The organism is Microbulbifer sp. VAAF005 (assembly GCF_030012985.1).
Taxonomy (GTDB): Bacteria; Pseudomonadota; Gammaproteobacteria; order Pseudomonadales; family Cellvibrionaceae; genus Microbulbifer.
In genome coordinates this window covers 4,943,956-4,960,619 of sequence record NZ_CP120233.1, presented here as the reverse complement: position 1 = coordinate 4,960,619, position 16,664 = coordinate 4,943,956, and the positions used below count along the sequence as shown (strand labels likewise).

The 16,664-nt window shown below is 53.0% G+C and carries 15 protein-coding genes and 4 tRNA genes; 2 read left to right on the top strand and 17 right to left on the bottom strand.

What is annotated here, in order from left to right:
* Nucleotides 1-174: 174 nt before the first annotated feature.
* The 11 genes from P0078_RS22240 to uvrB all read right to left on the bottom strand — a co-directional run bounded on the left by P0078_RS22240 (nt 175) and on the right by uvrB (nt 10,455).
* Nucleotides 175-251: transfer RNA gene (locus P0078_RS22240), tRNA-Pro, on the bottom strand.
* A 114-nt stretch (nt 252-365) separates the two neighbouring features.
* Complete coding sequence (locus P0078_RS22235; RefSeq protein ID WP_108733836.1) at nt 366-734, bottom strand: MerR family transcriptional regulator; 369 nt, start codon at nt 732-734, stop codon at nt 366-368.
* A complete protein-coding gene (gene ihfA / locus P0078_RS22230; RefSeq protein ID WP_108733837.1) occupies nt 715-1,020 on the bottom strand; it encodes an integration host factor subunit alpha in 306 nt (101 codons plus the stop codon). The genes P0078_RS22235 and ihfA overlap by 20 nt, the downstream gene beginning before the upstream one ends.
* Before the next feature lie 129 nt (nt 1,021-1,149).
* Nucleotides 1,150-3,525, bottom strand: a complete 2,376-nt coding sequence (gene pheT / locus P0078_RS22225) for a phenylalanine--tRNA ligase subunit beta (RefSeq protein ID WP_282932053.1) — start codon at nt 3,523-3,525, stop codon at nt 1,150-1,152.
* A gap of 129 nt (nt 3,526-3,654) precedes the next feature.
* Nucleotides 3,655-4,668, bottom strand: a complete 1,014-nt coding sequence (gene pheS, locus P0078_RS22220; protein WP_282932052.1) for a phenylalanine--tRNA ligase subunit alpha — start codon at nt 4,666-4,668, stop codon at nt 3,655-3,657.
* A gap of 193 nt (nt 4,669-4,861) precedes the next feature.
* Nucleotides 4,862-5,221 (bottom strand): 50S ribosomal protein L20, encoded by a 360-nt coding sequence (gene rplT, locus P0078_RS22215; RefSeq protein ID WP_108733840.1) that lies wholly within the window; start codon nt 5,219-5,221, stop codon nt 4,862-4,864.
* 36 nt (nt 5,222-5,257) lie between these two features.
* Nucleotides 5,258-5,452 carry a 50S ribosomal protein L35 gene (gene rpmI, locus P0078_RS22210; RefSeq protein WP_020413351.1) on the bottom strand — a complete coding sequence of 65 codons (195 nt, stop codon included), beginning with the start codon at nt 5,450-5,452 and terminating at the stop codon, nt 5,258-5,260.
* Between the two features lie 146 nt (nt 5,453-5,598).
* Nucleotides 5,599-6,138, bottom strand: a complete 540-nt coding sequence (gene infC / locus P0078_RS22205) for a translation initiation factor IF-3 (RefSeq protein WP_282934667.1) — start codon at nt 6,136-6,138, stop codon at nt 5,599-5,601.
* Between the two features lie 27 nt (nt 6,139-6,165).
* A complete protein-coding gene (gene thrS / locus P0078_RS22200; RefSeq protein WP_108733842.1) occupies nt 6,166-8,094 on the bottom strand; it encodes a threonine--tRNA ligase in 1,929 nt (642 codons plus the stop codon).
* A gap of 98 nt (nt 8,095-8,192) precedes the next feature.
* Nucleotides 8,193-8,269, bottom strand: a tRNA-Val gene (locus P0078_RS22195).
* A gap of 176 nt (nt 8,270-8,445) precedes the next feature.
* Nucleotides 8,446-10,455: an excinuclease ABC subunit UvrB gene (gene uvrB / locus P0078_RS22190; protein ID WP_282932051.1), complete on the bottom strand. Its 2,010-nt coding sequence runs from the start codon at nt 10,453-10,455 to the stop codon at nt 8,446-8,448.
* 241 nt (nt 10,456-10,696) lie between these two features.
* On the opposite strand from uvrB, the gene P0078_RS22185 reads away from it, so the two are divergent.
* Nucleotides 10,697-10,772: transfer RNA gene (locus tag P0078_RS22185), tRNA-Asn, on the top strand.
* Nucleotides 10,773-10,818: 46 nt separating this feature from the next.
* Nucleotides 10,819-10,894, top strand: a tRNA-Asn gene (locus P0078_RS22180).
* 122 nt (nt 10,895-11,016) lie between these two features.
* On the opposite strand, the gene P0078_RS22175 is transcribed toward P0078_RS22180, so the two are convergent.
* The 6 genes from P0078_RS22175 to lapB all read right to left on the bottom strand — a co-directional run bounded on the left by P0078_RS22175 (nt 11,017) and on the right by lapB (nt 16,664).
* Entirely contained in the window at nt 11,017-12,969 is a 1,953-nt protein-coding gene (locus P0078_RS22175) for a polysaccharide biosynthesis protein (protein ID WP_282932050.1), read from the bottom strand.
* Between the two features lie 54 nt (nt 12,970-13,023).
* Entirely contained in the window at nt 13,024-13,350 is a 327-nt protein-coding gene (locus P0078_RS22170) for an MraY family glycosyltransferase (RefSeq protein WP_282932049.1), read from the bottom strand.
* Nucleotides 13,326-13,904, bottom strand: coding sequence for an MraY family glycosyltransferase (locus P0078_RS22165; protein ID WP_282934666.1), 579 nt, complete (start codon nt 13,902-13,904; stop codon nt 13,326-13,328). Before P0078_RS22165 ends, P0078_RS22170 begins: the two co-directional genes overlap by 25 nt.
* A 337-nt stretch (nt 13,905-14,241) precedes the next feature.
* Nucleotides 14,242-14,550: a ComEA family DNA-binding protein gene (locus P0078_RS22160; protein WP_282932048.1), complete on the bottom strand. Its 309-nt coding sequence runs from the start codon at nt 14,548-14,550 to the stop codon at nt 14,242-14,244.
* A 141-nt stretch (nt 14,551-14,691) separates the two neighbouring features.
* Nucleotides 14,692-15,399 carry an orotidine-5'-phosphate decarboxylase gene (gene pyrF, locus P0078_RS22155; RefSeq protein WP_282932047.1) on the bottom strand — a complete coding sequence of 236 codons (708 nt, stop codon included), beginning with the start codon at nt 15,397-15,399 and terminating at the stop codon, nt 14,692-14,694.
* A 71-nt stretch (nt 15,400-15,470) separates the two neighbouring features.
* Nucleotides 15,471-16,664: a lipopolysaccharide assembly protein LapB gene (gene lapB / locus P0078_RS22150; protein ID WP_282932046.1), complete on the bottom strand. Its 1,194-nt coding sequence runs from the start codon at nt 16,662-16,664 to the stop codon at nt 15,471-15,473.

Sequence of the window (16,664 nt, the reverse complement as noted above, 5' to 3'; positions counted from 1 at the left end):
AATCCTTTGAACATACACGAGTTATTAAATCTACCTATTTAATAACTACCATTCAAGAAGGAATATCCAAGTACAGAGCTTTGAAAGCTCTACTTCTCGCCTAATCAAAACCCCAGCCACAAAAAAACCCGCTAAAAAGCGGGTTTCTTGGCCGTTGCGATGCAACGATATGTATGGTCGGAGCGGCCGGATTTGAACCGACGACCACCACACCCCCAGTGTGGTGCGCTACCAGGCTGCGCTACGCTCCGATTTTGAAAAATCACTCACTTCGCTAAGTGATTGATTTTTAAAGACATCGTATCTCGATGTGGCGTGAATCATACCTGAGTGCGGCTGGATTGCAAGCCCAGGTTTACAGTTTTTTATAAATTATTTTTCCCTTCCAGCAGGGCCACCACGTCCTTTAGCTCTGCGATCACTTCGGGCAGTACTTGTTGAAGTTGTACCACCTCTGCCCGCTCGCTGCCGGTTTCGATCTGCTGGCGGGCTCCACCAATGGTATAGCCCTCTTCGTACAGGAGCGCACGGATCTGGCGGATCATGATGACATCTTGGTGCTGATAGTAACGACGGTTGCCGCGACGTTTGACGGGTTTCAGCTGGGGGAATTCCTGCTCCCAGTAACGCAGGACATGGGGTTTAACGGCGCACAGTTCACTCACTTCACCAATGGTGAAATAGCGCTTACCGGGGATTGCAGGCAGCTGAGCGTTATTGCTCGGTTCCAGCATGCTCTTCTACTCGTGTCTTGAGTTTTTGCCCGGGTTTAAAAGTGACTACCCTGCGGGCCGAGATGGGGATTTCCTCGCCGGTCTTGGGATTGCGACCGGGACGCTGGCTTTTATCGCGCAGGTCGAAATTGCCAAAGCCGGAGAGTTTGACCTGCTCGTTACTTTCCAACGCATTGCGGATCTCCTCGAAGAAATATTCGACGATCTCTTTCGCTTCGCGCTTGTTAAAGCCCAGCTCTTCGTACAGTTTCTCGGCGAGCCCGGCCTTGGTCAGTGCCTCTGTCATTGGATCCTACCAATTGATTCAGAGGCGTCGACTCCAGATCGGAAGCGGCCCAAACCGCGGCGGCTTTCAACCCGGTAGCAGACGCTCTCGGGGTGCAATTCAGCCTGCACCCGAGAGCATCATGCTCTACTAGCGCAGACTAGCGTTATATTTTTCTTCTAGTTTTCCGACCACCGCATCTACAGCGGCATTGATTTCGTCGTCATTAAGGGTGCGTGACGAATGCTGAAACGTCAACCCCAAAGCGACACTTTTTCTATTTAAATCAATACCTTTGCCTTGGTAGACATCAAATATCTTGAGGTCCGTCAAGGTTTCACCTGCAACTTCGACAGCAGTTTCCACCAGGCTGGCGGCAGGAACCTCTGCGTCAATCAACAGGGCCAGATCGCGGCGCACTTCCGGGAATTTGGACAGCGGACGGAAAGCGGGGGTTTTGCCCTCGCCGATCGCTTCCAGGCTCAGTTCAAATACGAAGGCGGGCTTGGACAGGTCCAACTTCTTCTGCAACTGCGGGTGCAGGGCACCGATAACCCCTACTTCGCGGTCGCCGCGCATAATTTTGGCGGTTTGGCCGGGGTGTAGCGCGGGGTGTTGGCCAGCGACAAAGTGGAACTCATCGGCAACACCGGTGCGAGCCAACAGGGCTTCTACATCGGCTTTCACGTCGAAGAAATCCACGGCGTCTTTGCTGCCAGTCCAGTTTTCTGCGTAACGGCTGCCGTAGGCAAGACCGGCAATCATCTGTTCTTGGTGCAGCTCGGCACCCGGCACAAAGCGCAGGCCGGTTTCAAACAGGCGCACGCGGTTTTGCTGGCGATTCAGGTTGTACTGCAACGCTTTGCACAGGCCCGGCAGCAAGGTGGTACGCATAACCGCCAGCTCGGCGCTGATCGGGTTTTGCAGGGCCACCGGGTCGGCTTCCGGATCAAACAGCGCGGCACTGTCGCTATCGATAAAGCTGAAAGTAATCGCTTCGTAGTAGCCACGGCTCAGCAGGGTTTGCTCCAGGTTGTCCTGGGCAATGGTGCTCTCCGGGCGCGGGGCAATTTCCAGCTCGGCGGTAAAGCTTTCGCTGGGGATACGGTTGTAGCCGTATACACGGGCCAGCTCTTCCAGCAGGTCTGCTTCGATAGCGATATCGAAACGGAAGCTGGGGGCGAGGAAGGTCCAGCCTTCGTCGTTCTGGTCGATTTTTTCCAGGCCCAGGCGGGTGAGGATATCGACGATTTCGTCATCGGCCAGTTTGATGCCCAGGCCCAATTCTACCTTCGCACGGCGCAGGGTAATGTGGCGCTCGGCGGGCATAATTTCAGTCAGCTCGCGCACGTGTACCGGGCCGGGTTCACCGCCAACGATATCCAGCAGCAACTGGGTAGCGCGCTCCACCGCCTTCTCTTGCAGGTGGTAGTCCACACCGCGTTCGAAACGGTGGGAGGAATCGGTGTGCAGGCCGTAGGAGCGAGCCTTACCGGCAATGGCCAGCGGGCTGAAGAAGGCGCTTTCCAGGAAGATATGCTGTGTGCCCGTGGTCACGGAGGAATCCAAGCCACCCATAATACCGGCCATCGCCAGAGGTTTTTCCTCATCGGCAATTACCAGGGTGCCCTCTTTCAGTTTGACTTCCTGGCCGTCCAGCAGGGTCAGCTCTTCACCGGCTTCCGCCATACGCACTTTGATGCCGCCGGAGAGTTTCTCCAGGTCGAAGGCGTGCATGGGCTGGCCCAGTTCCAGCAAAACATAGTTGGTAACATCTACTACCGGGTCGATACTGCGCAGGCCGCTGCGACGCAGGCGCTCTTGCATCCACAGAGGCGTTACCGCTTTGATATCGATATTGCGAATCACACGACCTACGTAGCGCGGGCAGGCGGCTTCGGCCAGCAGGGATACGGGCATGCTCTCGTCGATCTGCTGGGGTACCGGAGCAACTTCCGGGCCCTGAACGGCGCAACGATTCAATACACCCACTTCGCGAGCAATACCGGCAACACCGAGGCAGTCGGAACGGTTCGGGGTGAGATCCACTTCGATGGTCTCATCGTCCAGCTGCAAGTATTCGCGCAGATCGGTACCGGTGGGTGCGTCTTCTGGCAGCTCCCAGATACCGTCGTTGTCTTCGCCCAGTTCCAGTTCGGTCTGTGCGCAGAGCATGCCGAAGCTCTCTACACCGCGGAGCTTGGCTTTCTTGATTTTAAAATCGCCCGGCAGCTTGGCGCCGACCAGGGCAAAAGGAATTTTGATTCCGGTGCGCGCATTGGGAGCACCGCATACAACCTGCATTTCACCGTCGGGGTGACCGGCCACTTTACACACGCGCAGTTTGTCTGCATCGGGGTGTTGTTCACAGGCGACAATCTCGCCGACAACCACTCCGGAAAAATCACCCGCTACTTTTTCTATGCCATCCACTTCCAGGCCAGCCATGGTGATTTGATCGGCCAGTTCCTGTGTGGTGAGTTCCGGGTTTACCCATTCCCGCAACCAGGAGTTGCTGATTTTCATAGTTGATCTCTTTCTGTATTCCGTCAGCGCAACTTGGTGCGCATTTCGCCTGGGGCTGTTTCGCCTCCCAGGCCTCCACAATTCGACTGCTGTTGCGAAGGGCCATTGCCATTCGCGCTGTCACTTGGCCTAGAACTGTTTCAAGAAGCGCAGATCGTTATCGAAGAACAAGCGCAGGTCGTTGACGCCATAGCGCAGCATGGCGAGGCGCTCGATACCGATACCGAATGCAAAGCCGGAGTATTTTTCGCTGTCGATATCGCAGGCGGCGAAGACGTTCGGGTGCACCATGCCGCAGCCGAGAATTTCCAGCCAGCCGGTGCCGGAACATACGCGGCAGCCTTCACCGGAACAGGCGGTACACTGGATGTCCGCTTCTGCGGAAGGCTCGGTGAACGGGAAGTAAGACGGACGGAAACGCACCGGTACTTCCGCTTCGAAGAAGGCGCGCAGGAATTGGTCGATGGTGCCTTTCAGGTGGGCGAAGCTGATGTTCTCGCCGATTACCAGGCCTTCTACCTGGTGGAACATGGGCGAGTGGGTGACATCGGAGTCGCAGCGGTATACGCGGCCCGGGCAGATAATACGCAGCGGTGGAGACTTTTTCTCCATGGTGCGGATCTGCACTGAGGAGGTGTGGGTTCTCAGTACGGTGGTGGGGTCCACGTAGAAGGTGTCGTGCATCGCGCGCGCGGGGTGGTGCGCGGGAATATTCAACGCTTCGAAGTTGTAGTAGTCCTGTTCGACTTCCGGGCCGTTCTCAACAGAGAAGCCAATGCTCGCAAAGAATTCTTCCACGCGCTTTAAGGTGCGCGTAATGGGGTGGGCATTGCCCTGCTCTTCGCCGCGCCCCGGCAGAGTGACATCAATGGTCTCTTCGGCCAACTTCGCATTGATGGCGGCCTGCTCCAGCATAGTGCGGCGCGCGTTAATTTTTTCCTGAACCTGCTGCTTGGCTTCGTTGATCTTGGCACCCGCCGCCGGACGCTCCTCAGCCGACAGCTTGCCAAGGCCTTTCAGCAGTGCCGTCAGCTGGCCCTTTTTGCCCAGGTAATCAACACGCACCTGATCCAGTGCGGCGAGGCCATCGGCCTTCTCCACCAGCTCCATAGCCTGCTCGGTGAGGGACTGCAAATCTTGCATCGAACTGTTCCCGTTTGAATCCAACTTCGATTAATTTTTTCTGCTTTGTTCGGCCGGTACTTTCTGTACCGGAGGGAATTTCCCCAGGCACCGCCACCGGTAAAAAATAGCGGAAACTCCATAAAAAAATAGGGAAGGGCCACTACAGCCCTTCCCTATTTTGAGTATTCAGTTTTACAACTGAAGTGACAGCTTACGCTGCCAGGGCTGCCTTAGCTTTTTCAACTACGGCAGCAAAAGCGACTTTATCGTAAACAGCCAGATCAGCCAGTACACGGCGATCCAGTGCGATGTCCGCTTTTTTCAGACCTGCGATCAGGCGGCTGTAGCTCAGGCCTTCAGCACGGGACTGGGCGTTAATACGAGTAATCCACAGAGCGCGGAAGTTACGCTTTTTAACGCGACGGTCACGGTATGCGTACTGACCAGCTTTAATTACTGCCTGCTTGGCAACGCGGAATACGCGTGAACGCGCACCGTAGTAACCTTTAGCCTGCTTCAGAATCTTCTTGTGACGACGACGCGCCTCTACACCACGTTTTACACGGGCCATACTTCTATCCTCTTAAACCTTTGCGATTTGGGCCAATTACTTGGCGCGCAGCATACGATCGACCAGTCCAGCATCAGACTTGTTCATAGTCTGGGTGCCACGCAGCTGACGCTTGCGCTTGGTGGTCATCTTGGTGAGGATGTGGCTCTTGTTAGCGTGCTTGTGCTTGTAGCCCGCAGCCGTCTTCTTGAAGCGCTTGGCAGCGCCACTGTGAGTCTTTGCTTTCGGCATTTTGTACTCCAAAGTTAATATTCGCCTGTAAAACAGGCACCTTTAGTAACTGCCGACAACCGAAGTTACCGGCACTGCGAGAGTGGGGAGGCAGCCGTCGCCCAACCACTTCTCAAAGGAGATCCCGGGAATGACTTCCCCAAACCTCACTTTTTCTTTTTGAGCGGAGCAATCACCATCAGCATTTGACGACCTTCCATTTTCGGTCGCTGCTCTACGGTGCCCAGCTCTTCAAGGTCCTTTTCGATGCGCTGCATCATTTCCATGCCGAGCTCTTGGTGAGCCATTTCGCGGCCACGGAAACGCAGGGATACTTTGGCCTTATCACCCGCTTCCAGGAAGCGGGCCAGGTTGCGCAGCTTGATCTGGTAGTCACCGACATCGGTGCCCGGGCGGAATTTCATTTCCTTGATCTGCTGCTGCTTCTGCTTCTTCTTGGCGGCATTCTTAGCTTTTTTAGCTTCGAATACGTGCTTGCCGTAGTCCATGATCTTACAGACTATCGGCGTGGAGTCCGAGGCAATTTCAACGAGATCCAAGCTAGCTTTCTGTGCAGCTTCCAGCGCTTCATCCAGGGAGACAATGCCTACCTGTTCGCCATCAGCGCCTATCAGGCGGAGTTCTGACGCTTCAATCTGATCGTTTATGCGGGCCTTTTTGGACCGTCCCTTAGTGTCTCGTTTAATAGCTATGGTCTCCCAGTTGCCAAGTTGTTATGCATTATCTTCTGTCAAACGACCGCGACGATTCACGTCTTGCTCGAGGATCTCGAGGAATGACTCATACGTCATTGTACCAAGATCTTCACCGCTACGGGTACGTACTGCCACGGTCTGACTTTCTACTTCCTTATCGCCAATTACCAATAGATAAGGAACACGCTGAAGCGTGTGCTCGCGGATTTTAAAGCCGATCTTCTCGTTTCTCAAGTCAGCTGTGGCGCGGTATTGCAGCTCACCCAAACGATCTTGCAAATTGCGACAATATTCGGCCTGGCGATCGGTGATATTCATGATCGCCACCTGCTGCGGCGCGAGCCAGGTGGGGAACGCACCTTCGTAGTGCTCAATCAGGATTCCGATAAAGCGCTCGAAGGAACCCAGGGCTGCGCGGTGCAGCATTACCGGGGACTGGCGCGAGCCATCTTCCGCTACAAACTGGGCATCCAGGCGGCCCGGCATGGAGAAGTCCACCTGAATGGTACCGCACTGCCATACACGGCCGAGGCAGTCTTTCAGGGAGAATTCGATCTTCGGTCCGTAGAAAGCGCCTTCACCCGGCAGCTCTTCCCACGGCAGGCCAGCGGCATCCAGTGCGTCGGCCAGGGCTTTTTCAGCCTTATCCCAGCTCTCATCGGAACCTACGCGCTTCTCCGGGCGAGTGGAGAGACGGTAGATAACGTCCTGGAAGCCGAAATCCTTATAAACGGAGTGCAGCAGATCCATAAAGTCAGAAACTTCTGACTGAATCTGGTCTTCGCTACAGAAGATATGGCCATCATCCTGTACAAAGCCGCGCACGCGCATCAGGCCGTGCAGGGAACCGGAGGGCTCGCTGCGATGACAGGAGCCAAACTCCGCCAGACGCAGCGGCAGGTCGCGGTAGCTGCGCAGACCCTGGTTGAATACCTGTACATGACAAGGACAGTTCATCGGTTTAATGGCGAACTGACGCTCTTCACTGGTCAGCGTGAACATGTCATCGCCAAACTTATCGGCGTGACCGGACTTGCGCCACAGGCTGAAATCTACCAGCTGTGGAGTCTTGATTTCTTTGTAGCCGAATTCGCGCTGGCGGCGACGCATATACTGCTCGATAGTGCTGTAAATGGTCCAGCCGTTCGGGTGCCAGAACACCATGCCGGGCGCCTCTTCCTGGATATGGAAAAGGTCAAATTTCTTCGCCAGCTTGCGGTGATCGCGCTTTTCTGCCTCTTCGATGCGGCGCAGGTAAGCTTTCAGTTCTTTTTTGTTGGCCCAGGCAGTGCCGTAAACACGGGTCAACATTTCATTGTTGGAGTCACCGCGCCAGTATGCGCCAGCCACCTTGGTCAGCTTGAACGCTTTCAATCTTCCGGTGGAAGGTACGTGGGGACCGCGACACAAATCTTCAAAATCACCCTGACGGTAGAGAGAAATATCTTCATCGCTGGGGATGCTGTCGATAATCTCAGCCTTGTACTCTTCGCCCATTTCGCGGAAGTACTTAACCGCTTCTTTGCGCGGCATCAGGCGGCGACTGACAGTAATGTCTTCTTTCGCCAGCACTTCCATACGCTCTTCGATCTTCTCAAGATCTTCCGGCGTAAACTGACGCTCATAGGCGAAATCGTAATAGAAGCCGTTTTCGATAACCGGGCCAATGGTGACCTGGGCTGTGGGGTACAGCTGTTTAACTGCTTGTGCCAGCAAGTGCGCCGTGGAGTGACGGATCACTTCCAGGCCCTCGGGCTGACGATCAGTAATAATTGCCAGATTTACGTCGGTATCAATAACGTAACTGGTATCGACTTCCTTGCCGTCTACAACGCCAGCAAGTGCGGCTTTTGCCAAACCAGGGCCGATATCAGCGGCTACATCGTGTACGGAAACCGGAGCAGAAAATTCTCGACGGGAACCATCGGGGAGAGTAACAACGGGCATTGTTTATCCTTTGTTCTCAGTGGCGATCCCTACCAAAGACCGCATGAAATCATTCATGAAACTGTTGATCTGGATGGGCTATCCATCCTTCAGAAAGGTGGTAGACCCGGGCGGATTTGAACCGCCGACCTCTGCCATGTCAAGGCAGCGCTCTAACCAACTGAGCTACGGGTCTAAAACTCTGCAGCGGGGGAACCCAGTGCTGCGAAGAGCGCGAACTTTAGCACCGCTTTTCAGTGTTTTCAACAACTTACTGAACTTTTGTGTGAAATTTTTTAAGAGTAACCAAGCACCAACAAGGCGGTGCGGGACTATCAAAATGTAGATCCAAGTCCCGCCCTTCAGCAAGGATTATTCCACACCTTTTAAGTGGGTAATCTCATCGCGCAATTTTGCTGCTGCTTCAAATTCCAGGTTCTTCGCATGCTGGTACATTTGCTCTTCCAGCTCGGCAACTCGGGCCCAGCGCTGCTTATCGGTAAGGGCCTCAACATCCACCTTGTACTCACCTTTACCCTCGGCAACTTTGCGACGCCCTTTCTTCGGCACGCCGGGGGCCACCGCTCCCTCCAGAATATCCGCCACACTCTTGCGGATACCTTTTGGAGTAATGCCATGCTCCTCGTTAAAGGCCAACTGCTTCTCGCGGCGACGACGAGTCTCTTCAAGTGCGCGCTCCATAGAGCCGGTGACTTTGTCCGCATAGAGAATCGCCCTCCCCTCCAGATTTCGCGCAGCCCGCCCAATGGTCTGGATCAGCGAGCGATCGGAACGGAGGAAGCCCTCTTTATCAGCATCGAAAATTGCCACCAGGGCAACTTCCGGCATATCCAGGCCTTCTCGCAGCAAGTTAATGCCAACTAGCACGTCAAACTCGCCGATACGCAGGTCCCGGATAATTTCCACCCTCTCGACAGTATCAATGTCGGAGTGTAAGTAGCGGACACGAACACCACTTTCGGAGAGATATTCAGTCAGGTCTTCCGCCATCCGCTTGGTCAATACGGTTATCAGTACTCGCTGATCGGCATCCACACAACGGTGAATTTCAGACAGGGCATCATCTACCTGGGTCAATGCTGGGCGAACTTCGACTTCCGGGTCCACCAACCCTGTCGGGCGAACCACCTGCTCGACCACTTGCCCCGCATTCTCTTGCTCATAGACCCCTGGGGTTGCGGACACAAAAACCGTCTGGGGTGCCAAGCCTTCCCACTCCTCAAATTTGAGGGGGCGATTATCCAGGGCCGATGGAAGGCGGAAGCCATACTCCACCAGGGTTTCCTTGCGCGATCGGTCTCCGCGATACATTCCGCCGATTTGCGGCACCGTTACATGGCTTTCATCGATAAACAGCAACGCATCGCTGGGCAAGTAATCGAATAGCGTGGGCGGCGGCTGGCCAGATTCACGACCGGAGAGATAGCGGGAATAGTTCTCCACGCCATTGCAGTAACCCAACTCCTGCATCATTTCCACATCGTAGCGGGTGCGCTGATCCAACCTTTGCGCTTCAACCAGCTTGTTGTTTCCACGCAATTGCTCCAGGCGTCCTCGCAGCTCATCTTTGATTTCATCGATAGCACTGACGATCGTCTCTCGCGGCGTCACATAGTGGCTCTTGGGGAAGATGGTCACCCGGGGCACCTTCCTGAGCTGCTCCCCAGTCAGCGGGTCAAATATGGTGATCTCTTCGATCTCTTCATCAAAAAGAGACAAGCGCACCGCTTCCAAATCGGAGTCTGCCGGGTAGATATCGATAACATCGCCACGCACCCGGTAAGTAGCGCGACGGAAATCTGCATCGTTGCGGGTGTATTGCAGTTCAGCCAAGCGCCTGAGGATAGTGCGTTGGTCAACGAGATCGCCGCGATCCAGATGCAGGACCATCTTCAAATATTTATCGGGGTCACCCAAACCGTAAATTGCCGAAACTGTGGCGACCACTATCACATCGCGCCGCTCAATAAGTGCCTTGGTGGCCGAGAGGCGCATCTGCTCGATATGCTCGTTTACGGATGCATCCTTTTCGATAAAGGTGTCCGAAGAGGGAACGTAAGCTTCCGGCTGGTAGTAGTCGTAATAAGAGACAAAATACTCCACGGCATTCTTGGGGAAAAACTCTTTAAACTCCCCGTAGAGCTGAGCCGCCAGCGTCTTATTGTGGGCCATCACAATGGCCGGCCGCTGCAGGCGCTCAATAATATTCGCCATAGTGAAGGTCTTACCCGAACCGGTAACACCCAGCAGCGTTTGATGGCTCAGACCATCATCAATCCCCTCTGACAACTGCTCTATCGCCAGAGGCTGATCGCCCGCTGGCTGATACTTGGATTCCACCTTAAAAGGTCGCGACTCCATACACTTCCCCCAACCGCTTAATCATTCATGCAACACAGGATTGTAGGCTGTCGTCATACGACCCACAATTACAAGAGAATAGCGTCCTACCCTTCCCAACTCTGACCTGCGGCATTTTGCGCATGACCCCAAAAAATAATCTCCTGACAAATCAATTAGTTAAAGATGAAAAAAGGGGTTGACCTGTTCGGAAGTGCTCTATAATATACGCGCCATCTCAACGGCACAGCCGAAAAGATATTCCGCCTTAGCTCAGTTGGTAGAGCAAATGACTGTTAATCATTGGGTCGCTGGTTCGAGCCCAGCAGGCGGAGCCAAATTTCAAAGCGCAGCTTAATTTGCGCTCTATAAGTTAGATTAAATTCCGCCTTAGCTCAGTTGGTAGAGCAAATGACTGTTAATCATTGGGTCGCTGGTTCGAGCCCAGCAGGCGGAGCCAAACAAAAGCCCGGATAGATTCCATCTATCCGGGCTTTTTCTTTTCTGCTCAAATATTTTTAATCTACACAGAGGCTGGTAAATGGCGACCAACCCTGTTGGTTAGCCGCTCAAAATAACCAGCTAGCGGGGGCCAGCCTCCCCGGCCAGCGGCAACCTCTCTACCGTCGCTCCTCCACTTGGTTTCCGCACCTGCCCTTGCCTCGACCAGACAACATCGACCAATCCCTGCTTGGGCGAATAGCCTTTTACTGCCCGGCAAAGAATCCTGCGGACCTGCTCGCAATCATGAGAGCCGCACGCATCCCTGAGCTCCGAAACCAGAAGTTGCAAAGCCTCACTGTCGAGACGCTCCTCTTCGGCGCGCATAATCATTGGGTGGTCCGTGCCTAGCACGTTATCCCCCAACAACAATTCTTCGTACAATTTCTCCCCAGGGCGCAATCCAGTGAGCTGAATTTCAATATCGCCATCAGGGTTTTCTTCATCCCTTACCGTGTGCCCCATCAAGCGAATCAAGCGCTCGGCCAGATCGTAGATGCGAACCGGTTCACCCATATCGAGAACAAATACATCCCCATTCCGCCCCATGCTCCCAGCCTGCAATACCAGCTGAGCTGCTTCGGGAATTGTCATAAAGTAACGAGTTACTTTTGAGTGGGTTACCGTTACCGGACCACCAGCGTTGATCTGATCCGTGAACAAGGGAATTACTGAACCGGAAGAGCCGATAACATTACCAAACCTGACCATGCACACGCGCATCTTATTAAAGCGGCGGCCAAAATCCTGGCAAATCAGCTCGGCAAATCTTTTGGTGGCCCCCATCACATTGGTTGGCCGAACAGCCTTATCAGTAGAGATAAGCACAAACTGCTCAACTCCATGCTGCTCTGCGGCCTCAAGTACGGAGAGGGTACCCAGGACATTATTGTCGGCACCAATAACGACATTCTGCTCAACCAGGGGCACATGCTTATATGCGGCTGCATGGTAAATTGTATGCACAGAGAAACCCTGGATGATTTCCGCCATACGCTCAGTGTTACGCACATCGCCAAGCAGCGCGGTTACCTCAAACTGGACCCCATCATCCTGGTGCTGCTGTCGCAGCTCGCGCTCTATCTGATAGAGGGCATACTCAGAGGACTCAACTACAACCAGCCTGGCAGGCTTCCATTGCGATATCTGCCTGCACAATTCTGACCCTATGGACCCGCCAGCACCAGTAACCAAAACCACCTTGCCGCTGATGGAGCCAGAAACGAGCTCCTTCTGAGGCTCAACAGGAGCTCGCCCCAGGATATTCTCATACGTCTGTGAAACATCCTCTGCTCGCCCCACTCCGTCGAGCAGCTCCTCCACTCCGGGAATCGCCTTTACCACCAGGCCTCGCTCTCTGAGCGCCTTGGTTATCTCCCTGCGGCGGCGCCTAGGCACTCCCGGCATAGCCAAAATAACTTCTGCTATGTCCTTACCTGCAACAACTTCAAGTATGTCTGCGGGGTTATACACCAGCAACCCATCGATAAAGGTCTTTTGCTTGGAGGCATTATCATCAAAAAAGGCGACAGGCTTATATAGCTGCCCGTGAACCAGTGCCTTATACATTTGCAGACCCGCAGTACCAGCACCATAAATGGCCACTCGGGTTTTATGGATTTCCAGTGCAGTCTGATAGTAAAGGCGGACCAACCAGCGGGACCCACCCACAGCAATAAACGCAAAGCACCAGTAGATCACAGGGACAGAACGAGGAACCCCTGCCGTAGTCAAGTAGGAAAAGAGCGCCAGCATCACGGCAGAAAGGGTCACCCCTTGCAGAACCGCGATAATAGCTTTTTGCCCCATGTATCGGATAATTGTCCGGTACAAACCTAGCCGTAAGAAAATAAAACTAGTAGCGACTAATGTTAACCCCAGGCAAGCAAACATTCGCCACTCAAGAAACTGTGCGACGCCATTGAGCCGGATTGCCATAGCCAGCAGAAAGGCCAAGCTCAGCATCAGCATATCAAATGCCAACATCAGCACCGGCTTATGGATTCTCTTTACACTTCGCCAAACTCTTGTCACATGACTCCCCGGAATCTACATACAAACATAAAGCCACCTCTCAACAGGGGCAGCTCAAATCCTCTCAAATACAGCAACTGCAAGTGCCACGGAAGAGAAAAATATCATCGCACCCAACTGTAGAATGAGCGCTTTCTTTACTCCAACTCGAATTGCGTATCTTTGATAGAAGTGTTCACGATGCGCCTCCCACCAACGCTGACCTGCCACCATTCTTTTTAATAGTGTATAAGTAGCATCTAACCAAAATGGTGCGAATATCACCAGCGGCATCCATAATTCAAACGCTTCCCGCTGCCAGCCAAATAAACTAACAGCAACCACCGCTAAACCTATACCTGTGGAGCCGGCATCACCTAAAAAATCTTCGCCGAGGGCCAATTGAAAACCAGAAAAACTGACGCGCAAACTGCCACTAAAGCGCAAAACCAAGCTAGCTCGGCATCTCCATTTAAAGCGCAAATCACTCCCAAAGAAGAAAAGCCAACAAGCGTCATTGATCCCGCCAGGCCATCCATCCCATCCATAAAGTTATAGAGGTTAATAGCCCAGGCCCCAGCCACAATAAATACCGGGTAAAACCACCAATTCAACTGTTCCGGCAGCGCAAACAAAAGCAAGGCCACCGCCACAAGATGAGCCGAAAACCGAAAATGTATAGCCACATGCCTTAGATCATCCAATGCGGATACCACCAATAGAAGCGTAAATGCGGCCAACACCAATGGAGATAAAATTAGCGGACTCACCACTATCGCAACCAGGCAGCCCAGCAAAAAAGCCCAACCCCCGGTGCGAGGAACAGGCACAGAGTGCATCGAACGGTTATTTGGTACATCGAGCGCAAAATTGCGCATTCGCACGATAAACACCGAGGTAGCGCCGTAACTTGTTGCCACAGCCAACAGTAACGGAACCACCCACTCCAAAGCCATACTACTCAAGCAACTAACCCTTTATCACTTCCACGTAAACCAATCTTTCCAATTACACTCACACCAAATAATTGCAGATACCTACGCAGCCCGGCTGGACAACCCAAAGGGCCAGCCAACTAGGAAATATTCACTAACAATTGAGGGAAGATCAGAACGAGATGTAGAACACAATAAAATTTGAGGCTTTATGATTGATGCAATCCAGGCGTTACATCTTACCGGGAATTGCAACTGAACGACACCAAGGCGACTCATGTATTACGACTCTCTTGTTTATCAGTTCAAAATCCCGACCGGAGGCTATGAAAAACCTATCAGCCGGGATCAGTGTTCACTAGAGCCGAATTACACCCCTGTTTTTATCCAGGGTTGCCGCACCTATCCCTTTCACATTCAACAACTGCTCTACAGAGGTGAACGGGCCATGCTCTTCGCGATATTTGACGATCAATTGTGCTCGTGCCTCGCCAATGCCATCCAGCCTCTCAGCAAGCTCAATCGCTGAGGCGCTATTGACATTGACTGACAACACAACTTCTTTGGCCTCAACACTTTCCGACTCCCCCGCGTACACAGAAGGGTTTAGAAAAAGCGAAAATGCCAGTGCAAAAACAACAGAAAATAATCGGTAGGTCAATTTCATGGTTAACTCCCAGTGAATTATCAGTTTCACTTTGGGACTACTATTACCCCCCCCAAGCAACGCCATGATATCAACATGCAGCTTTCTGTCGGCTCAGGCCTAATTACACATCATTACAAGTCGCGAAGCAAGATAACCATCCTAACCTGCCAGTTCAGCCAGTACTGACTTCAAGGCCGATAGAGGCTCGGGAGCAGCAGTAATTGGCCGGCCAATAACCAAGTAGTCAGAGCCCTGTTCTAAAGCTTCAGAAGGAGTCAAAGTCCGGCGCTGATCCCCAGCATCAGAGCCCGCGGGGCGAATCCCTGGCGTCACCAAAGAAAAATTGACGCCGCATTCACTTCGCAGTAGCTGAGCTTCTCGCGCAGAGCAGACTACCCCGTCTAGTCCGCAGGATTTAGCCTGAGAAGCTAGGTGCAACACTTGCTTTTCCAGCGGAGCAGCTACTCCAACTGCAGCCAACTCCTCAGCGGTTGTACTGGTAAGTACCGTGACTGCAATTAATAGAGGCTTATTTTCGCCAAACTCCTGCAAGGCCTCGGCGGCAGCCGACATCATCCGCTCACCACCACTTGCATGGACATTAACCATCCATACACCCAATTTCGCAGCGGCTTTAACTGCCTTTGCAACAGTATTGGGAATATCGTGAAATTTAAGATCCAGAAATACCTGGAAGCCCCGGTCAACCAGGGTCTTCACCAGATCCGGACCAGCCGCAGTAAACAGCTCCTTACCAACCTTGACCCGACACAGCGACGGGTCGAGCTGATCTGCCATTGCCAGTGCAGACTCAGCATTGTCGTAATCCAGAGCAACGATAACCGGAGAAGAAACTTTAGACTGCAAGAAATACCTCATTCATTTCAAAAAAATGCCCCGACCAAGCAGTCGGCCTGACAAGCGAAGCAATAGTTAACCTACTCGCCCTCAATCCCCTTAACGGAGCGCACCGAATCCCAGTGCTTACAACTCGGGCATAACCAGTGCAACTGGTTGCCCGAAAACCCGCAATTGCTGCAGCGGTAGTGAGGGCGACTTGCTATTAGTTGATCAATTAATGTTTTGAGTAAGGCTAGGTTCTCTCTCGCCCTACCCTCTGTACTGTCTATATGAAGATCGAGAAAACGTCCCAACCCCCTCAATGATGGGCGCAGCGCCAGCTGCTTCCCCATAAATGCCGCCGCTGCGGCCTCGCTATCTTGCTTTTGAATACGCTCGGTCAGGGCAATTAATACGCTATTCGATGGGTGCTCCCTCAACAAGGATTCAAGATAGCGATCCAATCCTTTGCCATCCCCCAAATCCCCGTAACAAGTGATCAACAACTCGAGGATTTCAGGAATATAGTCCGGACTTTGCTTGGGAATTCGCTGCAATACCTTGATAGCCTCTTTTGGTTTGCCAAGCAGGTATTCAAGGCGCCCCCACAGCAAATTTGCCCGTACCGAGCTGCGCTCATAACTCAGGGCGGAGTCGATATGCTTCCGCGCACTGAGGTAATCCTTTGCCGCTATAGACTCCTCTGCCAATTCACAGCAAAAATGAGCTTGAACCGGCGCCCAGTCAGCTGAGAGGCGCTTGAACCGTCGACCGTGCAACAGGTTTACTGCATGGATTGCTTTAGCCCACTCTCTTTCATCCCGATAGACCTCAATCAGGCGCTCCAGACTAACAGCCTTCAGTTCCTGGGAAGTTTCAACCAACTCTTGCAGCAAGCGCTCAGCCCTATCCAACCAGCCCGCAGAAATATAATCGCACGCGAGTTCAAGCTGGGCCTTATTTTGACTAACTCTGGACAAACTGGGACGACCAAGTAGATTTTGATGGACTCGAATCGCTTGGTCGTATTCACCTCTTCGGCGCAATAAGCTCCCAAGGGCCAGATGGGTATCAAAAGTAGCCTGACTGACTTCTAGGGAGTCAATAAATTTATCGATGGTGTCGTCGTGGCGCTCGCTCAACAAATAATTCAGGCCCTGCGCGTATGAACGCACTAAGGCATGTTCTTGCTCACTGTAATCTTCTACTTTCTTTTTGGCACTGCCTCGCCCCAGCACCCAGCCGATCGCGATTGCCGCAAGCAGGAAAAAGAAATAGGTAAAATCGAGCAA

Excerpts from the sequence above, each read along its gene's own strand:
- P0078_RS22235 (WP_108733836.1), bottom strand. The coding sequence starts at position 734 with ATGCTGGAACCGAGCAATAACGCTCAGCTGCCTGCAATCCCCGGTAAG.
- ihfA (WP_108733837.1), bottom strand. The coding sequence starts at position 1,020 with ATGACAGAGGCACTGACCAAGGCCGGGCTCGCCGAGAAACTGTACGAA.
- pheT (WP_282932053.1), bottom strand. The coding sequence starts at position 3,525 with ATGAAAATCAGCAACTCCTGGTTGCGGGAATGGGTAAACCCGGAACTC.
- pheS (WP_282932052.1), bottom strand. The coding sequence starts at position 4,668 with ATGCAAGATTTGCAGTCCCTCACCGAGCAGGCTATGGAGCTGGTGGAG.
- rplT (WP_108733840.1), bottom strand. The coding sequence starts at position 5,221 with ATGGCCCGTGTAAAACGTGGTGTAGAGGCGCGTCGTCGTCACAAGAAG.
- rpmI (WP_020413351.1), bottom strand. The coding sequence starts at position 5,452 with ATGCCGAAAGCAAAGACTCACAGTGGCGCTGCCAAGCGCTTCAAGAAG.
- thrS (WP_108733842.1), bottom strand. The coding sequence starts at position 8,094 with ATGCCCGTTGTTACTCTCCCCGATGGTTCCCGTCGAGAATTTTCTGCT.
- uvrB (WP_282932051.1), bottom strand. The coding sequence starts at position 10,455 with ATGGAGTCGCGACCTTTTAAGGTGGAATCCAAGTATCAGCCAGCGGGC.
- P0078_RS22165 (WP_282934666.1), bottom strand. The coding sequence starts at position 13,904 with ATGGCTTTGGAGTGGGTGGTTCCGTTACTGTTGGCTGTGGCAACAAGT.
- P0078_RS22160 (WP_282932048.1), bottom strand. The coding sequence starts at position 14,550 with ATGAAATTGACCTACCGATTATTTTCTGTTGTTTTTGCACTGGCATTT.